Genomic DNA, 19,145 nt, shown 5'->3' with positions numbered 1-19,145 from the left:
TTGCTATTCATACTAAATTAATGTTAATTTCATTAACAACTTATTAAATACAAATATAAAACACAACGCTTTTACTATAAAAATACTATTTTTATCAAAAATTAATTCAATAAACTTAATTTTTAAAAAACTACTATCATGTTTTAAATACTTATAAATTTTTATATACTTTATTTTATACTATTCAATATCGATTTAAATTGATACAATATTAGGAATACAATTAATTAATACAACTTAAATTTTATTTTAAATTAAAAAAGTTAATATATCTTAAAATCACACTGCATTAAATTAATAGTAATTACACTTCATCAATAATTATCAAAATATACAAAAAATTTAAAATATAACTTATAAATTAAAATTCTTTATCTCTTTAATACCATAAAATTTTGCAGCATTTCCTAATTTCTCTTCAATACGAATTAATCTATTATATTTAGAAGTACGATCAGAACAACGTACCGGACCAGTTTTTATTTGACCAGCAGATGTTCCAACAGCTATATCAGCAATACTTGTATCTTCAGTTTCTCCGGAACGATGTGAAATAATTGTAGTGTATTCATATTTTTTAGCTAATTTTATTACACATAAAGTTTCAGTTAATGAACCTATCTGATTAGGTTTAATTAAAATAGAATTAGCTATATTTTGTTGTATTCCCCTATTTAACAAATTAGGATTAGTTACAAATAAATCATCTCCTACTAATTGTATCTTAGATCCAAGTGTTTTAGTAAGATGATAAAAACCATTCCAATCATATTCACTTTGAGCGTCTTCAATAGAAGCAATAGGGTACTTATGTACTAACGTGCATAAATAATTAACAAATTCTTTGGAAGTAAAATATAAATTTTCACTTTTTATATGATATTTATTCAAATTCTTATCAAACAATTCAGATGCAGCACAATCTATTGCTAAAACAATATCTTTTCCAAAAATATAATTAGACTCTTCTACAGATTTTTTAATTAATTCTAATGCATTAATATGAGAAATCAAATCGGGAGCATATCCTCCTTCATCACCTAATGCAGAAGATATACCTTGTTTATTTAAAATATTTTTTAAATTATATGAAATTTCCGAACCTATTTGCACTGCTTCTTTAATAGTTTTTGCACCTACAGGTATTATCATAAATTCCTGAATATCTAAATTATTATCAGCATGTTTTCCACCATTTATAATATTCATCATAGGTATTGGCATAGAATATACATGTGGTGTTCCATATAATTCTGAAATGTATGCATATAAAGGAACATCCTTAAAATTAGCAGCGGCTTTAGCAACTGCAAGAGACACACTCAAAATAGAATTTGCTCCAAATTTAGACTTATTATCAGTACCATCTAAATCAATCATGATTTGATCAATAACACTCTGTTGAGTAACATCCATATTTAATAAAGCAGAACGAATAGGACCATTAATAATATCAACCGATTTTTGAACTCCTTTCCCAAAAAATCGATTATTATCATGATCTCGTAACTCTAATGCTTCCTGAGAACCTACAGATGATCCAGATGGAACAGAAGCTAATCCAAAAAATCCTCTTTTAGTATACAATTCTGCTTCTACTGTAGGATTGCCACGAGAATCAATTATTTCACGACCTATTATATTGGAAATTTTAGACATATTAGATTTTTCCTATATTTATAAATACACTCACTGATTATTCTTTTCTTATTTCAGAAGATATCACGAAACACATAATACTTATATTAATTTTGAATTAATTTATTATGATAATTTTTATACTGTATTGCAGCTCCTACAAAACCTATAAATAAAGGATGACTTTCCCTAGGAGTAGAATTAAATTCCGGATGAAATTGACTACCTATAAACCACGGGTGATACTTATATTCAATTATTTCTATCAAATTATTATCTTTTGAAAAACCAACACAATTTAATCCAGCATATTCCATTTGTTTAAATAATATTGGATTTACCTCATAACGATGTCTATGTCGTTCCAGTATAACTTTTTTCCCATACATTTTTTGAGTTAAACTTCCTTCAACTAAATAACATACTTGATTTCCTAAACGCATAGTCCCACCTAAATTAATGTTTTTATCGTACTTCATAAAACGATTACTATTACTATTAAATTCATGAATTTTTGAAACTACCGGATATTTACAATCATTTACAAATTCCGTAGAATTAGCACCTAACATCCCTACAACATTTCGAGCAAATTCAATCAATGCTACTTGCATTCCTAAACAAATACCAAAATACGGTATATTACGTTCTCTAGCATATTGTGCAGATAAAATTTTACCTTCTACTCCTCTATATCCAAATCCTCCTGGAACTAAAATACCATCTAAATTTTTTAACATTTTTTCTATCCCTAAATTTTCTACATCTTGGGAATTAATAAAACGAATTTTTATAAAAAAACGATTTTTTAAACCAGCATGTTGTAATGCTTCTATTACAGATTTATAAGCATCCGTCAACTCAGTATATTTTCCAATTATACCAATTGTAATTTTACCTATTGGATTATCCTGATAATAAATTACTTTTTCCCAATCGGACAAATCAGCTTTAGGACAACTTAATTGAAAATATTTACAAATATAATCATCTAATTTTTGAGTTTGTAATAATAAAGGAATTTTGTAAATTGAATTTACATCCGGTAAAGCAATAATTGCTTGTTTAGGTACATTACAAAACAAAGAAATTTTCTGTCGTTCACTATCTCCAATAATTCTAGCAGATCTACAAATTAAAATATCAGGTTGAATCCCAATAGATAACAACTCTTTTACTGAATGCTGAGTAGGCTTAGTTTTTAATTCTCCAGATACAGAAACAAATGGAACTAGTGTTAAATGTATATACAAAGTATGTTTTTTTTCAACCTCTATTGCCATTTGTCTAATAGCTTCTAAGAAAGGTAAAGATTCAATATCCCCGACTGTTCCTCCAATTTCTACTAATAATATATCATAATTTTTAGAACTACGTATTAACCATTGTTTTATCATACAAGTAACATGAGGAATAATTTGAACAGTAGCACCTAAATAATCACCTCGACGTTCTTTTTTCAAAACATCAGCATAAATACGTCCGGCAGTAAAATTATTATAACGTGTCATTTTTGTTCGAATAAAACGTTCATAATGTCCTAAATCTAAATCAGTTTCTGCTCCATCTTCTGTAATAAACACCTCACCATGTTGTACTGGACTAATCGTTCCAGGATCAATATTTATATAAGGATCTAATTTAATTATAGTAACACTTAATCCCCGAGCTTCCAAAACTGAGGCTAAAGACGCTGCCATAATACCTTTTCCTAAGGAAGAAACTACTCCTCCCGTTACAAAAATATAATTTATCCCCACTACTCATCCAGATTTTTATAATTACTCTTAACAAACTAATTAATATGAAGTATTTAATAACAAATGTTGTATTTCAAAAGATTTACAAACAAACACTTATATTCTTATTAGAATATAAGTGTTTTATATAACATGTATTATTCAATTTAAATATTTAACAAAAAACAACAACATGTATTAACACAATACTACTATACATAACACTCATAATTCATGTATAATTTCTGCATTTACAATATAATTAACTTAATGTACTTATTTAAAATAAAATTTATTATATTTATTACTTTTATTAAATAATTTACTTAATACAACTATTAAACAACTCTAAACCTTGTTTCTTAATGTATCTCTATCTACAATAACACCATTTTTAGTAAAAACTAAACGATGATCCACAACTGCAAGTAGTTTTAGCATTTGGATTAATCATAATAAATTTAGACCCTTCTAATTCTTCACGATAATCTATTGTTCCTCCTGACAAATACTGCAGACTCATAGAATCTATAACTAATGTTACTCCATTATTTTCAATAATACAATCATCATCAAATAATTGATCATCTAAAATAAATTTATATTGAAATCCATTACATCCTCCTCCTATAATATATACACGAAGCTTTAAATTTAGCTTATTTGCATGAACTTTCATAAAATACTTTATTTTATCAGCAGCAGAATTTGTTAATTGAATAGAAAAAACACTATTTTTCATATATCACAGCCTTGTTGTATATCTATTATTATATGTCTATTAATATCTGTATACACAAATACATCAACTCAAAAATAATTAAAATTTATAATTAATACATCAATATTGATATCAATCAATCATATCACTGTAATAAACCAATATGTTATATTTTAATTATTTTTGAAGAATATTATTAATCCACTTTTTAATATCACGAAAATCTTGTTTTTCTGATAAAATAGATAAATTTCCAGTATATTCAATAACTTCTGATTGATTACTAAAACTTAATTCTATACTAGAAAAATTATTACTTTTCCATATTGGTATTATATATGTATAAACGTTTTTATTCTCATTATTGTTTAAAATAAAATTTCCAGATTTATCGATAGGTACTTGAATTATATTACTTGGTGTTATTAACTGTAATGGAGTAGGATTGCCTCTATTATCTAAATAAAGATTATATAATTTTAATGCTCCACTGGTACCTGTTAAATTCGTTTTACCATTATTATCACGCCCTACCCAAATTACAACTACTTCCTTTCCATCAATTCCTACAAACCAACTATCACGAAAATCATTTGTTGTTCCAGTTTTAGCAGCTAAATGAAAATTAGGAAATTTTACTGATAAATTATAAGATGTTCCTCTTTTTACAACTTCTTGCATTGCAAATAATATTAAATATGCTGATTGAGGAGAAATCATACGTTTAACTCTAGGAAAATTCTGATATAAAATCACATCTTCTGAATCTATAACATATTCTATACACGATAATTTAGAATATTGGCCTCCACTAGCTATAGTTTGAAATTCTTGTGCAACATCTATTGGCGATAAACTAATAGCTCCCAATAAAATAGATGGAAAAGAAGAAATTAAATCACTAGAAATACCTAGTTTTATTAAATTATCAGTAATAGCATCTATTCCTATTGTCAATCCCAAATTAACAGTAGGAATATTTAAAGATTGCACAAATGCATCAATTAACATTACTTTTCCCCTGTATTGGCGATCATAATTTTTAGGAGACCATACTGATCCGTCTGATTGTTTTAAATTAATAGGAGTGTCTGCAATCCATGTATTTAATCGATATTTACTAGGTTGATTTAAAGCGGTTAAATAAATTGCTGGTTTAATTAACGATCCAATAGGACGCCTAGCATACATCGCTCGATTAAATCCAGAAAAATGAGGATTTGAACCTCCAACCATAGCACGTATTGAACCATTAAATCGATCTACAATTGTTATAGCTCCTTCCAAATCTAATATATCAGAACAACATTTTAATTTTTGAATACCCAACTGTATTGCCTTTTCAGCAGATTGCTGTGCAATTGGATCCAATGTAGTAAATATTTTTAATCCAAATAAATTACGAATTTTATTTATATTACTAATTTCTTCATATACCATCTGAACAAAAGCAGGTTGATTAATTAATACTCTATCCTTTAATTGTATTCCTAAAGGACGAATCTTAAGTGTAGAATATAAATCACCATCAATAATATTTATATTTTTTAATAAGTTCAATACTATATTACGACGCTCTAATGTTTTTTCAGGATTTTTCCATGGATTATATAAAGAAGCACCCTTTATCATTCCAATTAACATAGCTTGCTGATCTAAACTTAATTCATTTACTGGCCTTCCAAAATAATAAAAACTAGCTAAAGGAAATCCTCTGATTTGGTCATTACCATGTTGACCAAAAAAAATTTCATTTAAATATAATTCAAGAATACGATCTTTACTATATCGATAATCAAAAATCAAAGCCATATACATTTCATTAAATTTACGCCATAAAGATCTAGTATTATTTAAAAATAAATTTTTTATTAACTGTTGTGTTATAGTACTTCCTCCTTGTACAGTATGCCCAGATATAATATTAGTAAAAAAAGCTCGTATCATTGCAGATATTTGAATACCATCATGTTTATAAAAACACCTATCTTCTACAGCTAATAACATATCTATTAGTGTATCTGGAAATTTAGATCTAGGAATAAATAACCTTTGTTGACCTTGAGTAGAATATCGAATAGATATAATTTTTGGGTCTATTCTAAACAACCCAAAATCATTCTTAGTATCTTTATTATAAATACGTAATAATTTTTTGTTATTAAAAAATAAAAGTACATGACTTTCTTTTTCTTCTCCATTTAGAAAATCGAAAGATCTTCTCAATAATTCAATATTATTATCAGATACAACAAACTCTCCTGATTGTACAATTTTAGAAACTTGACGATACTGCAATACTTTTAATAATTGAATCATATCATTTTTATTGCATAACATATTTGGTTCAATATTTATAACTCTACTATATATAACTGTTGGAAATTGCCATATTTTATCACTAATACGATTTTTTATTTTTTTATCTAAAAAAATTCCATAACCATAAATTAATGCTGTAATGCATAAAAATACATACAAACCATAACGCACAAAATAAAATACATTATTTATTATCACTAGAAATTTTTTAAAACATACATGATGTAAAAAAAGATCTTTTTTGAAAAATACAATTATTAATCTAACAATGATGAAAATAAAATTGTTTTTACACATTATAAATTATAAAATACACTGCTTATTAAAATAAAACACTAACAAAAAAATAAACACAAATAAATCTATTCATCTTGTCAAATGAATCATATCTCTATAACTTATAATTAAATACAACTATATCATTTATAATATTCAAAAAGTTTTTAAAAATTCATACATCAAATCTAACAATACATATATACTATATATATTTTGAATTCAAAAAATTCAACTCATATCCTATTAATAAAATATCCTTAAATTCGTTTAAACTCACAAATAAATTTAAGACACCTATTTCTAATAAATAAATAAAATATATGATTATTATTAAACTTTATTATATCAATTAACACAAATATACTAATATTTCAAGAATATTGAAAATAGTACATTTACATAATTTTATTTAACTCAAGAGATTAAATTAAAATACAACACAATTCAGCTAACTCATTAATTATTTCACAAAATCATTCTAAAATCACTATCAAGATAACAATATTAAATATAAAAATTCTCAATGCACTAAATAACAATTTACCAATCATTAATAATTATGTTAATGATATAAATCTATAACTATCATCTTATATACAGAAAAACAAATCAAATATATTTATACTTATTCTTATAGCTTGTATAAACACACACAACAATTATAACTAATAATTTCTATTTTTAATTATTACAATAACAACATTTTGATTGACTAACATCAATAGCAATAAGCAGTTACTTAATATAAAATAACTAAACTCAAACAAACCAAAAACTCTATACATATTTTGTGAATTTTTCAATACATTATTTACTTATATTTATACTGATAACTAAAATAAATTTTATTATTAATCGCTATAAACATCATATATAGACAAAAAACTTATATTTTGTTAATTTACTTCAATTTAAGATATTTTTATTACAAAAAATACAGTAAATATTAATTGATTATTATATTGATAATGCATATTAATATATATAGATTATATTATACAATCATTGTTCTTTTATTAATAAATTAAGGAAATTCAATAATGTCATCTTGCTTACATCACGATATAGATCCAATAGAAACACAAGAATGGGTACAATCCATTAATTCAGTTATTCAAAAGGATGGTATTGCTCGGGCTCAATTTTTAATAAACCATATTATCAATCAATCCCAAACTAACGGACTAATTATATTTAATAACAATTTATTAAATAAAAATTATATTAATACTATTCCAGCGCAGGATGAACCTAAATATCCAGGTAACCTAGAAATAGAACAACGTATATGTGCTACCATTCGTTGGAATGCCATGATGATAGTACTACACGCTTCAAAAAAAAAATTAGATTTAGGAGGGCACATCACTTCTTTTCAATCATCTGCTACATTATATGAAGTATGTTTTAATCATTTTTTTCGAGCCCGAAATTCAATAGATGAAGGAGATTTAATTTATTTTCAAGGACATATTTCTCCAGGAATATATGCTAGAGCTTTTTTAGAAGGACGATTAAGTGAAAAACAAATAAATAATTTTCGTCAAGAAATAAATAATTCAGGTCTTCCTTCATATCCTCATCCAAAATTAATGCCAGACTTTTGGCAATTTCCAACGGTTTCTATGGGGCTTACTGCAATTAGCGCAATTTATCAGGCTAAATTTTTAAAATATTTACACAATAGAAATTTAAAAAACACTTCTTTACAAACAGTATACGCTTTTTTAGGAGATGGGGAAATGGATGAACCCGAATCTAAAGGAGCACTTAATATTGCTTCTCGAGAAAAATTAAATAATTTAATTTTCATAATTAACTGTAATTTACAACGACTGGATGGTCCAGTTGTAGGAAATGGAAAAATTATTCATGATTTAGAAAATATATTTACAGGATCAGGATGGGAAGTTATAAAAGTAATTTGGGGAAGCAAATGGGATAAACTATTCAATAAAGATAAAACTGGAAAATTAATTCAATTAATGAATGAAACTGTCGATGGAGATTATCAAACATTTAAATCCAAAGATGGCAACTATATTCGTAAACATTTTTTTGGAAAATATAAGGAAACCAAAGAATTAGTTGATGACATGAGTGATTCTGAAATTTGGGAATTAAATAGAGGAGGTCATGATCCTAAAAAAATTTTTGCTGCTTTAAAAAAAGCTAAAAATAATACTGAAAAACCTGTTGTGATTTTAGCACATACTATTAAAGGATATGAAATGGGATCAGAAATAGAAGGAGTAAACGTAGCTCATCAAATTAAAAAAATTAGTATAAAAAAAATTCAATATTTTAGAAATAAATTAAAATTAAATACTATTATTCAAGATGACCAAATAGAATCATTACCGTATTTAACTCTTAAAAAAAATTCAGAAGAATATTTATATTTACATAAAAAACGGCAATCATTATTTGGATATCTTCCTAATCGTTTAAAAAATTCCACTCATTCTTTAGAACTCCCAAAATTAGAATATTTTCATTCATTATTTAAATCTCAAAATAAAAATATTTCTACTACATTAGCATTTGTTCGTATATTAAATATCTTACTAAATCATCCTTCAATTAAAAACAGATTGGTTCCTATCATTGCAGACGAAGCCAGAACTTTCGGAATGGAAGACTTATTTAGAAAAATTGGAATTTATAATCCATTAGGACAACAATATACTCCTCAAGATTATAATATGCTTTCATACTATCGAGAAGACAAACAAGGTCAAATTCTAGAAGAAGGTATTAGTGAATTAGGAGCTGCAGCTTCTTGGTTAGCTGCTGCTACTTCATATAGTACTAATAACTTTCCTATGATCCCTTTTTACATATATTACTCCATATTTGGTTTTCAAAGAATAGGAGACTTCTTATGGGCAGCAGCTGATCAACAAGCTCGAGGATTTTTAATTGGAGCTACATCTGGTCGAACTACTTTAAATGGAGAAGGATTACAACATGCTGACGGACACAGTCATATTCAATCATTAACTATCCCTAATTGTATTTCTTATGATCCAGCGTATTCATATGAAATTGCTGTTATTATACATAACGGTTTGACACGTATGTACGGAAACAATCCAGAAAATATATATTATTATATCACAACATTAAATGAAAAATATCATATGCCTGCTATGCCCGCAGGAGTTGAAGAAGGTATTTGTAAAGGTATTTACAAATTAGAATCTTTACCTGGAAAAATTGGTAAAGTTCAGTTATTAGGATCTGGTTCAATTTTAAGAATGGTTCGTGAAGCTGCTCAAATTTTATCAAACGAATATAATGTCAGTTCAGATGTATATAGCGTTACTTCATTCACTGAATTAGCTCGAGATGGTCAAGATTGCGAACGATGGAATATGTTACACCCTACAAATACTCCAAAAATTCCCTATATAACCTCTGTTTTAAATGATTTTCCTACTGTTGCTGCTACTGATTATATGAAATTATTTGCAGAACAAATTAGATGTTTTATTCCAAATCATCATTTTTTCGTTTTAGGAACAGATGGTTTTGGACGTTCTGATAGTCGAGAAAATTTAAGACATTATTTTGAAGTCAATTCTGGATATATAGTAATTGCTGCATTATCTAATTTAATAAAACAAGGACATATTAATTCCAATACTATGTTAAAAGCTGTTAAAATATTTAACATTGATCCTGAAAAAATTAATCCGCGTTTGACATAAAAAGAGGAATCATAATAATGATCAATATTAGTGTACCAAATATTGGAGAAGATGAATTAGAAGTAACTGAAATACTAATAAAAACAGGAGATAATATTACTGTTAATCAGCCTTTAGTTATAATAGAAGGAGATAAATCATCTATGGAAATCCCCTCTCCTTATTCTGGTCGTGTTAATAAAATTTATACTCACATTGGTGAAAAAGTACGTACAGGATCTTTAGTTTTATCACTAAATGTAGAAAATAATCATAACAATCTGACCTCTGTAAACAAAAAAGAAAATTTTATTAATAAAAAAAACGATTTAGAAAACACAATTAAAAAAGATAATAATAAAACTTACCATGATGACACAAAATATACTAAATTCTTATCAACTACTACTGATAATTTTATTGTACATGCCACTCCTGCAGTTAGACAGATGGCCCGAAAATTTGGACTTGATTTATTAAGGATACAAGGTAGTGGACGAAAAGGTCGAATTTTAAAAGAAGATATTCAAAATCATCTAAATAATCTTAAAAACAACACTCACACTTACTCCAACACTGAATTCTCACAAATACCTAATCAATATTTTCATTTAAAAGAAAAAATATCAGAAATAAATTCTAAAAAAAATAATAATATATCAACAATACCATTAACTAAAATACAAAAAGCTTCTGGACGTAATTTACAAAAAAATTGGATTGATATTCCTCATGTGACACAATTTGATATGATTGATATCACTGATTTAGAACTTTTTAGAAAACAACAAAATTTAGAAATAAAAAGTAATAATATAAATTATAAAATCACAATATTAGCTTTTGTAATAAAGGCAGTCTCTAAAGTACTAGAAGAATTCCCCCGTTTCAATAGTTCTTTATCAAAAAATAGAAATGAACTAATTTTTAAAAAATATATTAATATTGGAATAGCAGTAAATACTAAAATGGGATTATTAGTTCCTGTTCTACATGATACTAATAAAAAAAATATTATTACATTAGCTCAAGAATTATCAGAAATTTCTAAAAAAGCACGTACCGAAAGTCAATTGACTCCTTCCGATATAAAAGGAGGAACTTTTACTATATCTAACTTAGGTGGTATTGGGGGAATGTTTTTCACTCCTATCATAAACTCTCCTGAAGTAGCTATCCTAGGAATATCTAAATCTATTATACATCCTGTATGGAATAAAAAAAAATTCACACCTAAATTGATGCTTCCCATATCTCTATCTTATGATCATCGAGTTATAGATGGAGTAGATGGAGCAAAATTTATAAATCGTATTAATAAAATACTTTCGGATATACGACTATTGTCTATGTAGTTTTTATATAGTAAAAGAAATAAAAATCATTATTATAATTATGGTATTATATTTATATAATTCCATTTTTATAAAATATAAGAATAATACTATGCAAACAAAAATAGAAAAAACTAATATTCTAGTTTTAGGTTCAGGTCCAGGAGGCTATTCTTCAGCTTTTCACTGTGCTGATTTAGGCATGAAAACTATAATGGTTGAGCGTTATGAAAACTTAGGAGGAGTCTGTCTAAATGTAGGATGTATACCATCTAAAACATTACTATATATTTCTAAATTAATTAATGATAACAAAAATTTAAGTAAATATGGTATTTTAGAACAAAACATACAAATTCAACCTAATTTAAATAAAATATCTTTATGGAAAGAAAATATTATTACCCGATTATCAAGAAACTTACACTCAATTTCTAAAACCCATAATGTTAAAATTATTCACGGATTAGGAAAATTTATTAATAAAAATACACTTCAAGTATATAATACTCATAAAGATGAAACTTTAACAATTATATTTGATTATGCTATTATAGCAACAGGATCTTACCCTATATCTTTACCTTGCTTACCAAAAGATCAAAGAATTTGGAATTCGAACGATGCACTATCATTAAAATTAATACCTAAAACTTTATTAATTGTAGGATCTGGAGCTATTGGATTAGAAATGGCAACTATATATCAATCCTTAGGTAGTGAAATAGAATTATTAGAATCATGTAGTCACATCATTCCAATATTAGATCAAGATATATCTAGAATTTTTTCTAAAAGTTTGCACAAAAAAAATATCAATTGCATTGTTAATACAACTATCACTTCTGTATATACTCAAACAGATGGTATATATGTAGTTATGGAAAATAACTTAGATACAAATATAAAAAAAACTAATAGATATGATGCTATATTGGTTGCAATTGGTAGAGCCCCAAATAGTAATACGTTAAATCTTAAAAATATTGGAGTAAAATTAAATAAAAATGGATTTATTTCTGTAGATAATCAAATGCGTACTACTGTATCAAATATATTTGCTATTGGAGACGTTGTTGGACATCCAATGTTAGCCCATAAGAGTATACATGAAGGATATATAGCATCAGAAGTTATTTCTGGAAAAAATTATTATTTTGATGCTAAAGTGATCCCATCTATTATATATACTGATCCAGAAATAGCTTGGGTTGGTTATATTGAAAAAACAGCTCAAAATGCACAAATAGAATACGAATCTGTTTCATTGCCATGGACAACTTTAGGAAAAGCTATTGCCTCAGATTGCCCTGATGGAATAACTAAATTAATTTTTGATAAAAAAACACATAGAATAATTGGCGCTGAAATTATCGGATCTCATTCCAGTGAAATCATAGGAGAAATCACTCTAGCAATAGAAATGGGATGTGATGTTGAAGATATTACTTTAACTATCCATGCGCATCCAACATTACACGAATCAATAGAACTAGCAGCAAAAATGCATCATAAAACTCTTAAAAAATTATTACTATAAAAATAACATATATCTATATATAATAGACATACACAAGAATACATTTATTTTAAAAATTGAACAGGCATTTCATCATGAATAACAAACACTATATACTACTAGTTTATATTCAAGTATATAAAATCAAAAATCTATACTATAATATTAAAAAATATATCAGATATACTCAAATATTTGGTATAAATTATTCCCATCACAATAATAAACAATAATATCATCTTTTAATTAAAAAAATTAAATAAATTACGCATCCTTTATCCTTTAAAGTATCAATTTATCTAAAATTAAAAAATAAATATAACTTTTTATGTTTAATTTTAATTAATTCACTATAAAATCAATTATTATCATTAATAACTATATTTTATATATATACTTATATATATAATCAATTAATAACATATATAATTGCTACATTAATAGATAACACAATTCCATTATATATTATTAATATATAAAAATTAATTCTATATTAGAGTAAAATAAAATATACAAGAACTTAATTTAATTTTATATTTATTTTCAATTACCTAAAAATGGACTAATTTTTCCAAAAAGTTAGTCCATTTTTAGGTAATTTTTTAATAACATCTGCTATATGTGTATTATCTGGAAAAATTAAATATTTATCTATCTCAAACAAAGGATATATGAAAAATTCTCTTATCATCATATCATAATGGGGAATAACTAAATTAACAGTATTTATTATATGTTTTCCAAATAATAAAATATCTAAATCTAATGTACGCGATTGATAAAAACGACGAAATAAAATACTTCGGTTCCGAATACGACCTTGGCTTTTTTCTATCTCTTGCATATAATATAACAATAATTCTGGATTTAAATTAGTATCTAATACTACCACCATATTTAAAAAATCTGGTTGATCAAGTTGATATAACGGCCGACTACGATAAAACCTAGAACAAACAACAAATTTTGTTTCTGGAATTTTATTAGAAAGAGCCCATATCGCACGATCTACTTGACTTTTAGGATCTAGTAAATTACTTCCTACTCCTACCCACACCCTTTCCATAATTTTTATATTTTTATTTCATCACAAAATAGTATTTATTATTCAATAATTTTAAAAATATATAATATAAATAATTTAACCTATCATTTGTTTTTCTTTAATTTCTTCTAAAGTCTTACAATCAATACATAAATCTGCTATTGGGTTTGCTTCTAATCGTTTAATTCCAATTTCTATATCACACGATATACAAAATCCAAATTCTTTCGTATCAATTTTCTTTAAAGTTTTTTCAATCCTTTTTATCAACTTTCGTTCTCTATCTCGATTTCGTAACGTGACATTAAATTCTTCTTCTTGTGCGGCTCTATCTACTGGATCTGGAAAATTCACAGATACTTCGCCTTTCATATTTAACATAGAATACTTTATATCCGTTTCTAATTGAAACTTCCATGCCTGTAAAATAGATTTAAAATGTAACAATTGACGTGTATTCATATATTCTTCATCTAATGTTTGGATATACGGTTTTACTCCAGCAATCATTAATACATTTAAAGAAGAACGTTTTTTGTCCAACGATTTTTTTAACATATATATTCCTCACTTCTTACTCATATATTTATTACACAACAGTACATTTAAAATTTATAAGCACGAACAACTATATATGGTACAAATACTATTAAATTTACTCAAAAATATGAACTGAATAATTATCCTATTTAATAGTATTAAAATTAATAACAAAATATACAAACACATTCACTTTCTGACTATCATTAAAAATAACAATAAATTATTTATACAATTCAAATAACTCCTTCTTATAAAATTATAATAATATTATTTTATATTCTCTCTTTCTTTGTAAATGTCATACAAATACAATCCTAATTTTTGTTTCAATACGCAGAAACTTCATAAAACTTACAAACATTTAAATAATCATTTAATTTAATATGTTTGATACTTCAACAATATTAAATATTAATACCAATTTATATCTTGAAAGATACATACTACTCTACTACTCACCTAATCAAAATGATACAACAACACACTTTTATATATCCTTTTAAAACCTTTAAATTATATCTCCATATTTATCGTAAAGACATTGGTTCACTTTAATATCTTCAATCAACATAATTTATTAATTAATTACAATATTTTAATTTTTAATTTTGTTGTTATTATATTTATTTTTTTTTAATGATTATAGAATGTTTTAACATATTTAATGAAACAGTTCCATATAATTTACTGACTTCACTAATCACTTCATATTTTAGATGATCTAACATTTTTTTAAACATAGAAAATGATTCTTTTTTATACTCTTGTTTAGGATCTTTTTGAGCATATCCTCTTAAATGAATACCTTGCCTTAAATAATCCATTGATGCTAAATGCTCTTTCCATAATGTATCAAACGTTTTTAACATAATATTCTTTTCAAAAGTATTCATAAATTCTATACCAATAGATCTTTGAATATAAACATACTGTTTTTCCATCTCCATTAATATACGATCTCTTATTTTTTCTTTTTTTTCATACAATGAAGAATCGTCATCTAACCATTTTATAAGTGGTATAGTTAAATTAAAATCTAATTCTAAACATTTTTCTAACTTTAATAAATTTCTTTTACTTTCTATAATCTCTAAAGGTATGTAAGTATTCAATAATTTATTAACAACATCAAAACGAATATTTTTTATAATATCACTCATATTAGATACACCCAATAACTCATTCCGTTGTGCATAAACAACCTTTCGTTGATCATTAGCCACATCATCATACTCTAACAATTGTTTTCTAATATCGAAATTTCGATTTTCTACTTTTCTTTGAGCATGAGCAATAGCTTTTGTAATCCAAGGATGTTCTATTGATTCCCCTGACTTCATTCCTAACTTTTTCATTAACCCAATCAGTTTATCAGAAGCAAAAATACGTATTAATGAATCTTCCATAGACAAATAAAATCTAGATGAACCAATATCGCCTTGTCTTCCAGATCTCCCTCTAAGCTGATTATCAATACGACGAGATTCATGTCGTTCAGTTCCAATCACATGTAAACCTCCAGATTTTAATACTAAATTATGACGATTTTCCCAATCAGATTTAATTGTGTTATTATTAGTACGTGATTTATCATGCTCTACCTGCCAATTTCCACCTAACACAATATCAGTTCCTCGACCTGCCATATTAGTAGCAATAGTTACTGCTCCAGGATATCCTGCTTGAGCTATAATTTCTGCTTCTTCTGCATGAAATTTAGCATTTAAAACTTTATGAGAAATTCCCAATCCTTTTAAAGCATGAGAAATCATTTCAGATTTATCAATAGATATAGTCCCAACTAAAACCGGCTGATTTCTTTTAACGCAACTTCTTATATCATTAATAATAGCATCGATTTTTTCATGCTCAGTCATATAAATCACATCGGGAAAATCATTACGAATCATCGGTCTATTTGTAGGAATAACAATAGTATCTAATTTGTAAATAGATCTAAATTCAAAAGATTCAGTATATGCAGTGCCAGTCATCCCAGCTAATTTTTCATATAAGCGAAAATAATTTTGAAAAGTAATCGAAGCTAACGTTTGATTTTCATCTTGAATTTTTACACACTCCTTAGCTTCTATTGCCTGATGCAAGCCATCTGCCCAACGACGACCAGGCATCACTCGTCCTGTATGTTCATCAATAATCAATATTTCTCCTTTTTTAACTATATAATCTACTTCACATATAAATAAAGTGTGAGCACGCAACGCTGCATTAACATGATGCATTAATATAATATTTTCAGAAGAATATAATGATTCACCTAATTTCATTAACCCAGATTCAATTAGTAATTTTTCTATTAAAATTAATCCTTTTTCAGTTAAAATAACTTGCTTAATTTTTTCATCAACTGTGAAATATTTTTCTTTTGAAGAAGACAAAATGATATCTTCATTTTTTTTAATGATATTACATACTAACTCATTAATTTTTAAATATGATGATGATGGATTATCTGAAGGACCAGAAATTACTAAAGGAGTACGAGCTTCATCAATTAAAATAGAATCTACTTCATCTATTAATGCGTAATGCAATGCGCGTTGTACTTTTTCTTTAAGAGAAAATACCATATTGTCCCGCAAATAATCAAATCCATATTCATTATTTGTTCCATAAGTAATATCTGAGTTATATGCTAAACGCTTTAAAGATGCAGATTGCCCCGGTAAATTTACCCCCACACTTAATCCCAAAAACTCAAATAAAGGCCGATTATATGTTGCATCTCTGTTTGCTAAATAATTATTCACTGTAACAATATGCACTCCTTTGCCACTTAACGCATTTAAATATGCAGGTAAGGTAGCTGTCAAAGTTTTTCCTTCTCCAGTACGCATCTCCGCTATACAACGATTATTTAACACAATACCTCCTAATAGTTGTACATCAAAAAGTCGTATATTGAAAATTCTCTTACCAGCTTCACGCACTACAGCAAATGCTTGAGGTAATAATTGTTCTATATCAATCCCAGATTTAATAAATTCACGAAATTCATTAGTTTTATTTGATAATTGATCATCACTTAATTTTTCTATATCTTTTTCCAAAAAATTTATCATATCTACTATTTTTTTCATACGCAATAACATGCGTTCATTTCTACTTTTAAAAAATTTTCTCAAAAACTTAAATAAAAATACCATAATAATTTGATCTTAATATAAAACTTAATATTTAATTACTTATTCAATTAAGTAAATTAAAAAAATATTTAAAATACTACCTTAAATATTAATAAACAGCCACCTATATAATTACATTATATGTAATACAAATTAACATGCATTATATGCGAACTATAATCTTATTCTATTTTCATTATAAAATTAAAATAAATTTTATATATAACAATTTACTATACAATCTTAAATCCTCTTATAATACCTTAATTAAAATTATTTGTATTAATACGAGAAGTGATTTCCCATGATTCTTGACGTGATAAAACAGTTCTAAGCAGTTTATTATGCAAAGTATGACCAGATTTAAAAGCAGAAAAAGATCCAAGAATATTATATCCACAAACAAATAAATCCCCAATAGCATCAAGAACTTTATGCCTTACTAATTCATCATCAAAACGTAACCCTTCCATATTCAAAATTTGATTATTATCGTCTATAACAATAACAGAATTTAGATTACCTCCTAAAATAAATCCTTGATTTTTTAAGTCTTTAATTTTATTTACAAAACCAAAAGTACGAGCTGAACTAATTTCAGATATAAATGACTTAGTAGAAAAATTAAAAAAATAATGTTGACGTATAGGATTAATCATGGAACATTTATACTCAACAGTAACATCTAATGTAAAACCATCATTAGGCTTTAGCTCAGCCCATTTATCCTGTTCTTCAACCCTTACAATTTGTTTCAATTTAAAAAATTTTTTAGAAATATTTAGTTCCTGTACACCAGCATTCACTAATAATGATACAAACGGATTAGCACTACCATCCATAATTGGTATTTCAGCAGAATCTAATTCCACAATAACATTATCTATACCCAAACCTGATAAAGCAGCATTTAAATGCTCAATAGTACAAACTTGATGAATGCCATATTTATCTTTTAAACATGTGCATAACATAGTATTACCCACAGACTTTATATTAACGTTAAAATCTACAGGTGGATTTAAGTCAACTCGACGATAAATCACCCCAGTATCTGCTAAAGCAGGATACAAATGAATAGTAACTGTTTGACCAGTATGCAACCCCACTCCAGTAATATGAGTCATTTGTTTTAATGTCCGTTGTTTCATCATCACTTATTCAAAT

At 26.2% G+C, this 19,145-nt stretch carries 11 protein-coding genes; 3 read left to right on the top strand and 8 right to left on the bottom strand.

Annotated features, from left to right (window positions below; all coding sequences use genetic code 11):
• Window positions 1–354: 354 nt before the first annotated feature.
• The 4 genes from eno to mrcB all read right to left on the bottom strand — a co-directional run bounded on the left by eno (window position 355) and on the right by mrcB (window position 6,618).
• Window positions 355–1,659 (bottom strand): phosphopyruvate hydratase, encoded by a 1,305-nt coding sequence (eno, locus tag Bfest607_RS00805; protein ID WP_500838427.1) that lies wholly within the window; start codon window positions 1,657–1,659, stop codon window positions 355–357.
• Between the two features lie 86 nt (window positions 1,660–1,745).
• Entirely contained in the window at window positions 1,746–3,398 is a 1,653-nt protein-coding gene (gene pyrG, locus Bfest607_RS00800) for a CTP synthase (protein ID WP_500838426.1), read from the bottom strand.
• Between the two features lie 373 nt (window positions 3,399–3,771).
• Window positions 3,772–4,119, bottom strand: a complete 348-nt coding sequence (gene erpA, locus Bfest607_RS00795) for an iron-sulfur cluster insertion protein ErpA (protein ID WP_500838425.1) — start codon at window positions 4,117–4,119, stop codon at window positions 3,772–3,774.
• 156 nt (window positions 4,120–4,275) lie between these two features.
• The gene (mrcB, locus tag Bfest607_RS00790; RefSeq protein ID WP_500838424.1) at window positions 4,276–6,618 is read right to left on the bottom strand and encodes a bifunctional glycosyl transferase/transpeptidase; all 2,343 of its coding nucleotides are present in this window, start codon (window positions 6,616–6,618) and stop codon (window positions 4,276–4,278) included.
• A gap of 1,121 nt (window positions 6,619–7,739) precedes the next feature.
• Here mrcB and aceE point away from each other — a divergent pair.
• From aceE to lpdA, 3 genes are all read left to right on the top strand, one after another.
• Window positions 7,740–10,412 (top strand): pyruvate dehydrogenase (acetyl-transferring), homodimeric type, encoded by a 2,673-nt coding sequence (aceE, locus tag Bfest607_RS00785; RefSeq protein WP_500838423.1) that lies wholly within the window; start codon window positions 7,740–7,742, stop codon window positions 10,410–10,412.
• A gap of 17 nt (window positions 10,413–10,429) precedes the next feature.
• Entirely contained in the window at window positions 10,430–11,746 is a 1,317-nt protein-coding gene (locus tag Bfest607_RS00780; protein ID WP_500838422.1) for a 2-oxo acid dehydrogenase subunit E2, read from the top strand.
• 91 nt (window positions 11,747–11,837) lie between these two features.
• Complete coding sequence (gene lpdA / locus Bfest607_RS00775) at window positions 11,838–13,265, top strand: dihydrolipoyl dehydrogenase (protein ID WP_500838421.1); 1,428 nt, start codon at window positions 11,838–11,840, stop codon at window positions 13,263–13,265.
• A 541-nt stretch (window positions 13,266–13,806) separates the two neighbouring features.
• Here the strand turns inward: lpdA and folK are convergent.
• The 4 genes from folK to lpxC form a co-directional block, all read right to left on the bottom strand.
• Window positions 13,807–14,310, bottom strand: coding sequence for a 2-amino-4-hydroxy-6-hydroxymethyldihydropteridine diphosphokinase (gene folK, locus Bfest607_RS00770; RefSeq protein WP_500838420.1), 504 nt, complete (start codon window positions 14,308–14,310; stop codon window positions 13,807–13,809).
• 75 nt (window positions 14,311–14,385) lie between these two features.
• A complete protein-coding gene (gene dksA, locus Bfest607_RS00765) occupies window positions 14,386–14,847 on the bottom strand; it encodes an RNA polymerase-binding protein DksA (RefSeq protein ID WP_500838419.1) in 462 nt (153 codons plus the stop codon).
• A gap of 608 nt (window positions 14,848–15,455) precedes the next feature.
• Window positions 15,456–17,999, bottom strand: coding sequence for a preprotein translocase subunit SecA (gene secA / locus Bfest607_RS00760; RefSeq protein ID WP_500838418.1), 2,544 nt, complete (start codon window positions 17,997–17,999; stop codon window positions 15,456–15,458).
• A 242-nt stretch (window positions 18,000–18,241) separates the two neighbouring features.
• Window positions 18,242–19,132 (bottom strand): UDP-3-O-acyl-N-acetylglucosamine deacetylase, encoded by an 891-nt coding sequence (lpxC, locus tag Bfest607_RS00755; protein ID WP_500838417.1) that lies wholly within the window; start codon window positions 19,130–19,132, stop codon window positions 18,242–18,244.
• Window positions 19,133–19,145 lie beyond the last annotated feature (13 nt).

The sequence above is a fragment of the Candidatus Blochmannia festinatus (nom. nud.) genome, assembly GCF_059936355.1.
This window is presented reverse-complemented; position numbering and strand designations above follow the sequence as displayed.

What these genes read in the sequence shown, in the direction of transcription:
- eno (WP_500838427.1), bottom strand. Translation starts at nt 1,659, where the DNA reads ATGTCTAAAATTTCCAATATAATAGGTCGTGAAATAATTGATTCTCGT.
- erpA (WP_500838425.1), bottom strand. Translation starts at nt 4,119, where the DNA reads ATGAAAAATAGTGTTTTTTCTATTCAATTAACAAATTCTGCTGCTGAT.
- aceE (WP_500838423.1), top strand. Translation starts at nt 7,740, where the DNA reads ATGTCATCTTGCTTACATCACGATATAGATCCAATAGAAACACAAGAA.
- Bfest607_RS00780 (WP_500838422.1), top strand. Translation starts at nt 10,430, where the DNA reads ATGATCAATATTAGTGTACCAAATATTGGAGAAGATGAATTAGAAGTA.
- lpdA (WP_500838421.1), top strand. Translation starts at nt 11,838, where the DNA reads ATGCAAACAAAAATAGAAAAAACTAATATTCTAGTTTTAGGTTCAGGT.
- folK (WP_500838420.1), bottom strand. Translation starts at nt 14,310, where the DNA reads ATGGAAAGGGTGTGGGTAGGAGTAGGAAGTAATTTACTAGATCCTAAA.
- dksA (WP_500838419.1), bottom strand. Translation starts at nt 14,847, where the DNA reads ATGTTAAAAAAATCGTTGGACAAAAAACGTTCTTCTTTAAATGTATTA.
- secA (WP_500838418.1), bottom strand. Translation starts at nt 17,999, where the DNA reads ATGGTATTTTTATTTAAGTTTTTGAGAAAATTTTTTAAAAGTAGAAAT.
- lpxC (WP_500838417.1), bottom strand. Translation starts at nt 19,132, where the DNA reads ATGATGAAACAACGGACATTAAAACAAATGACTCATATTACTGGAGTG.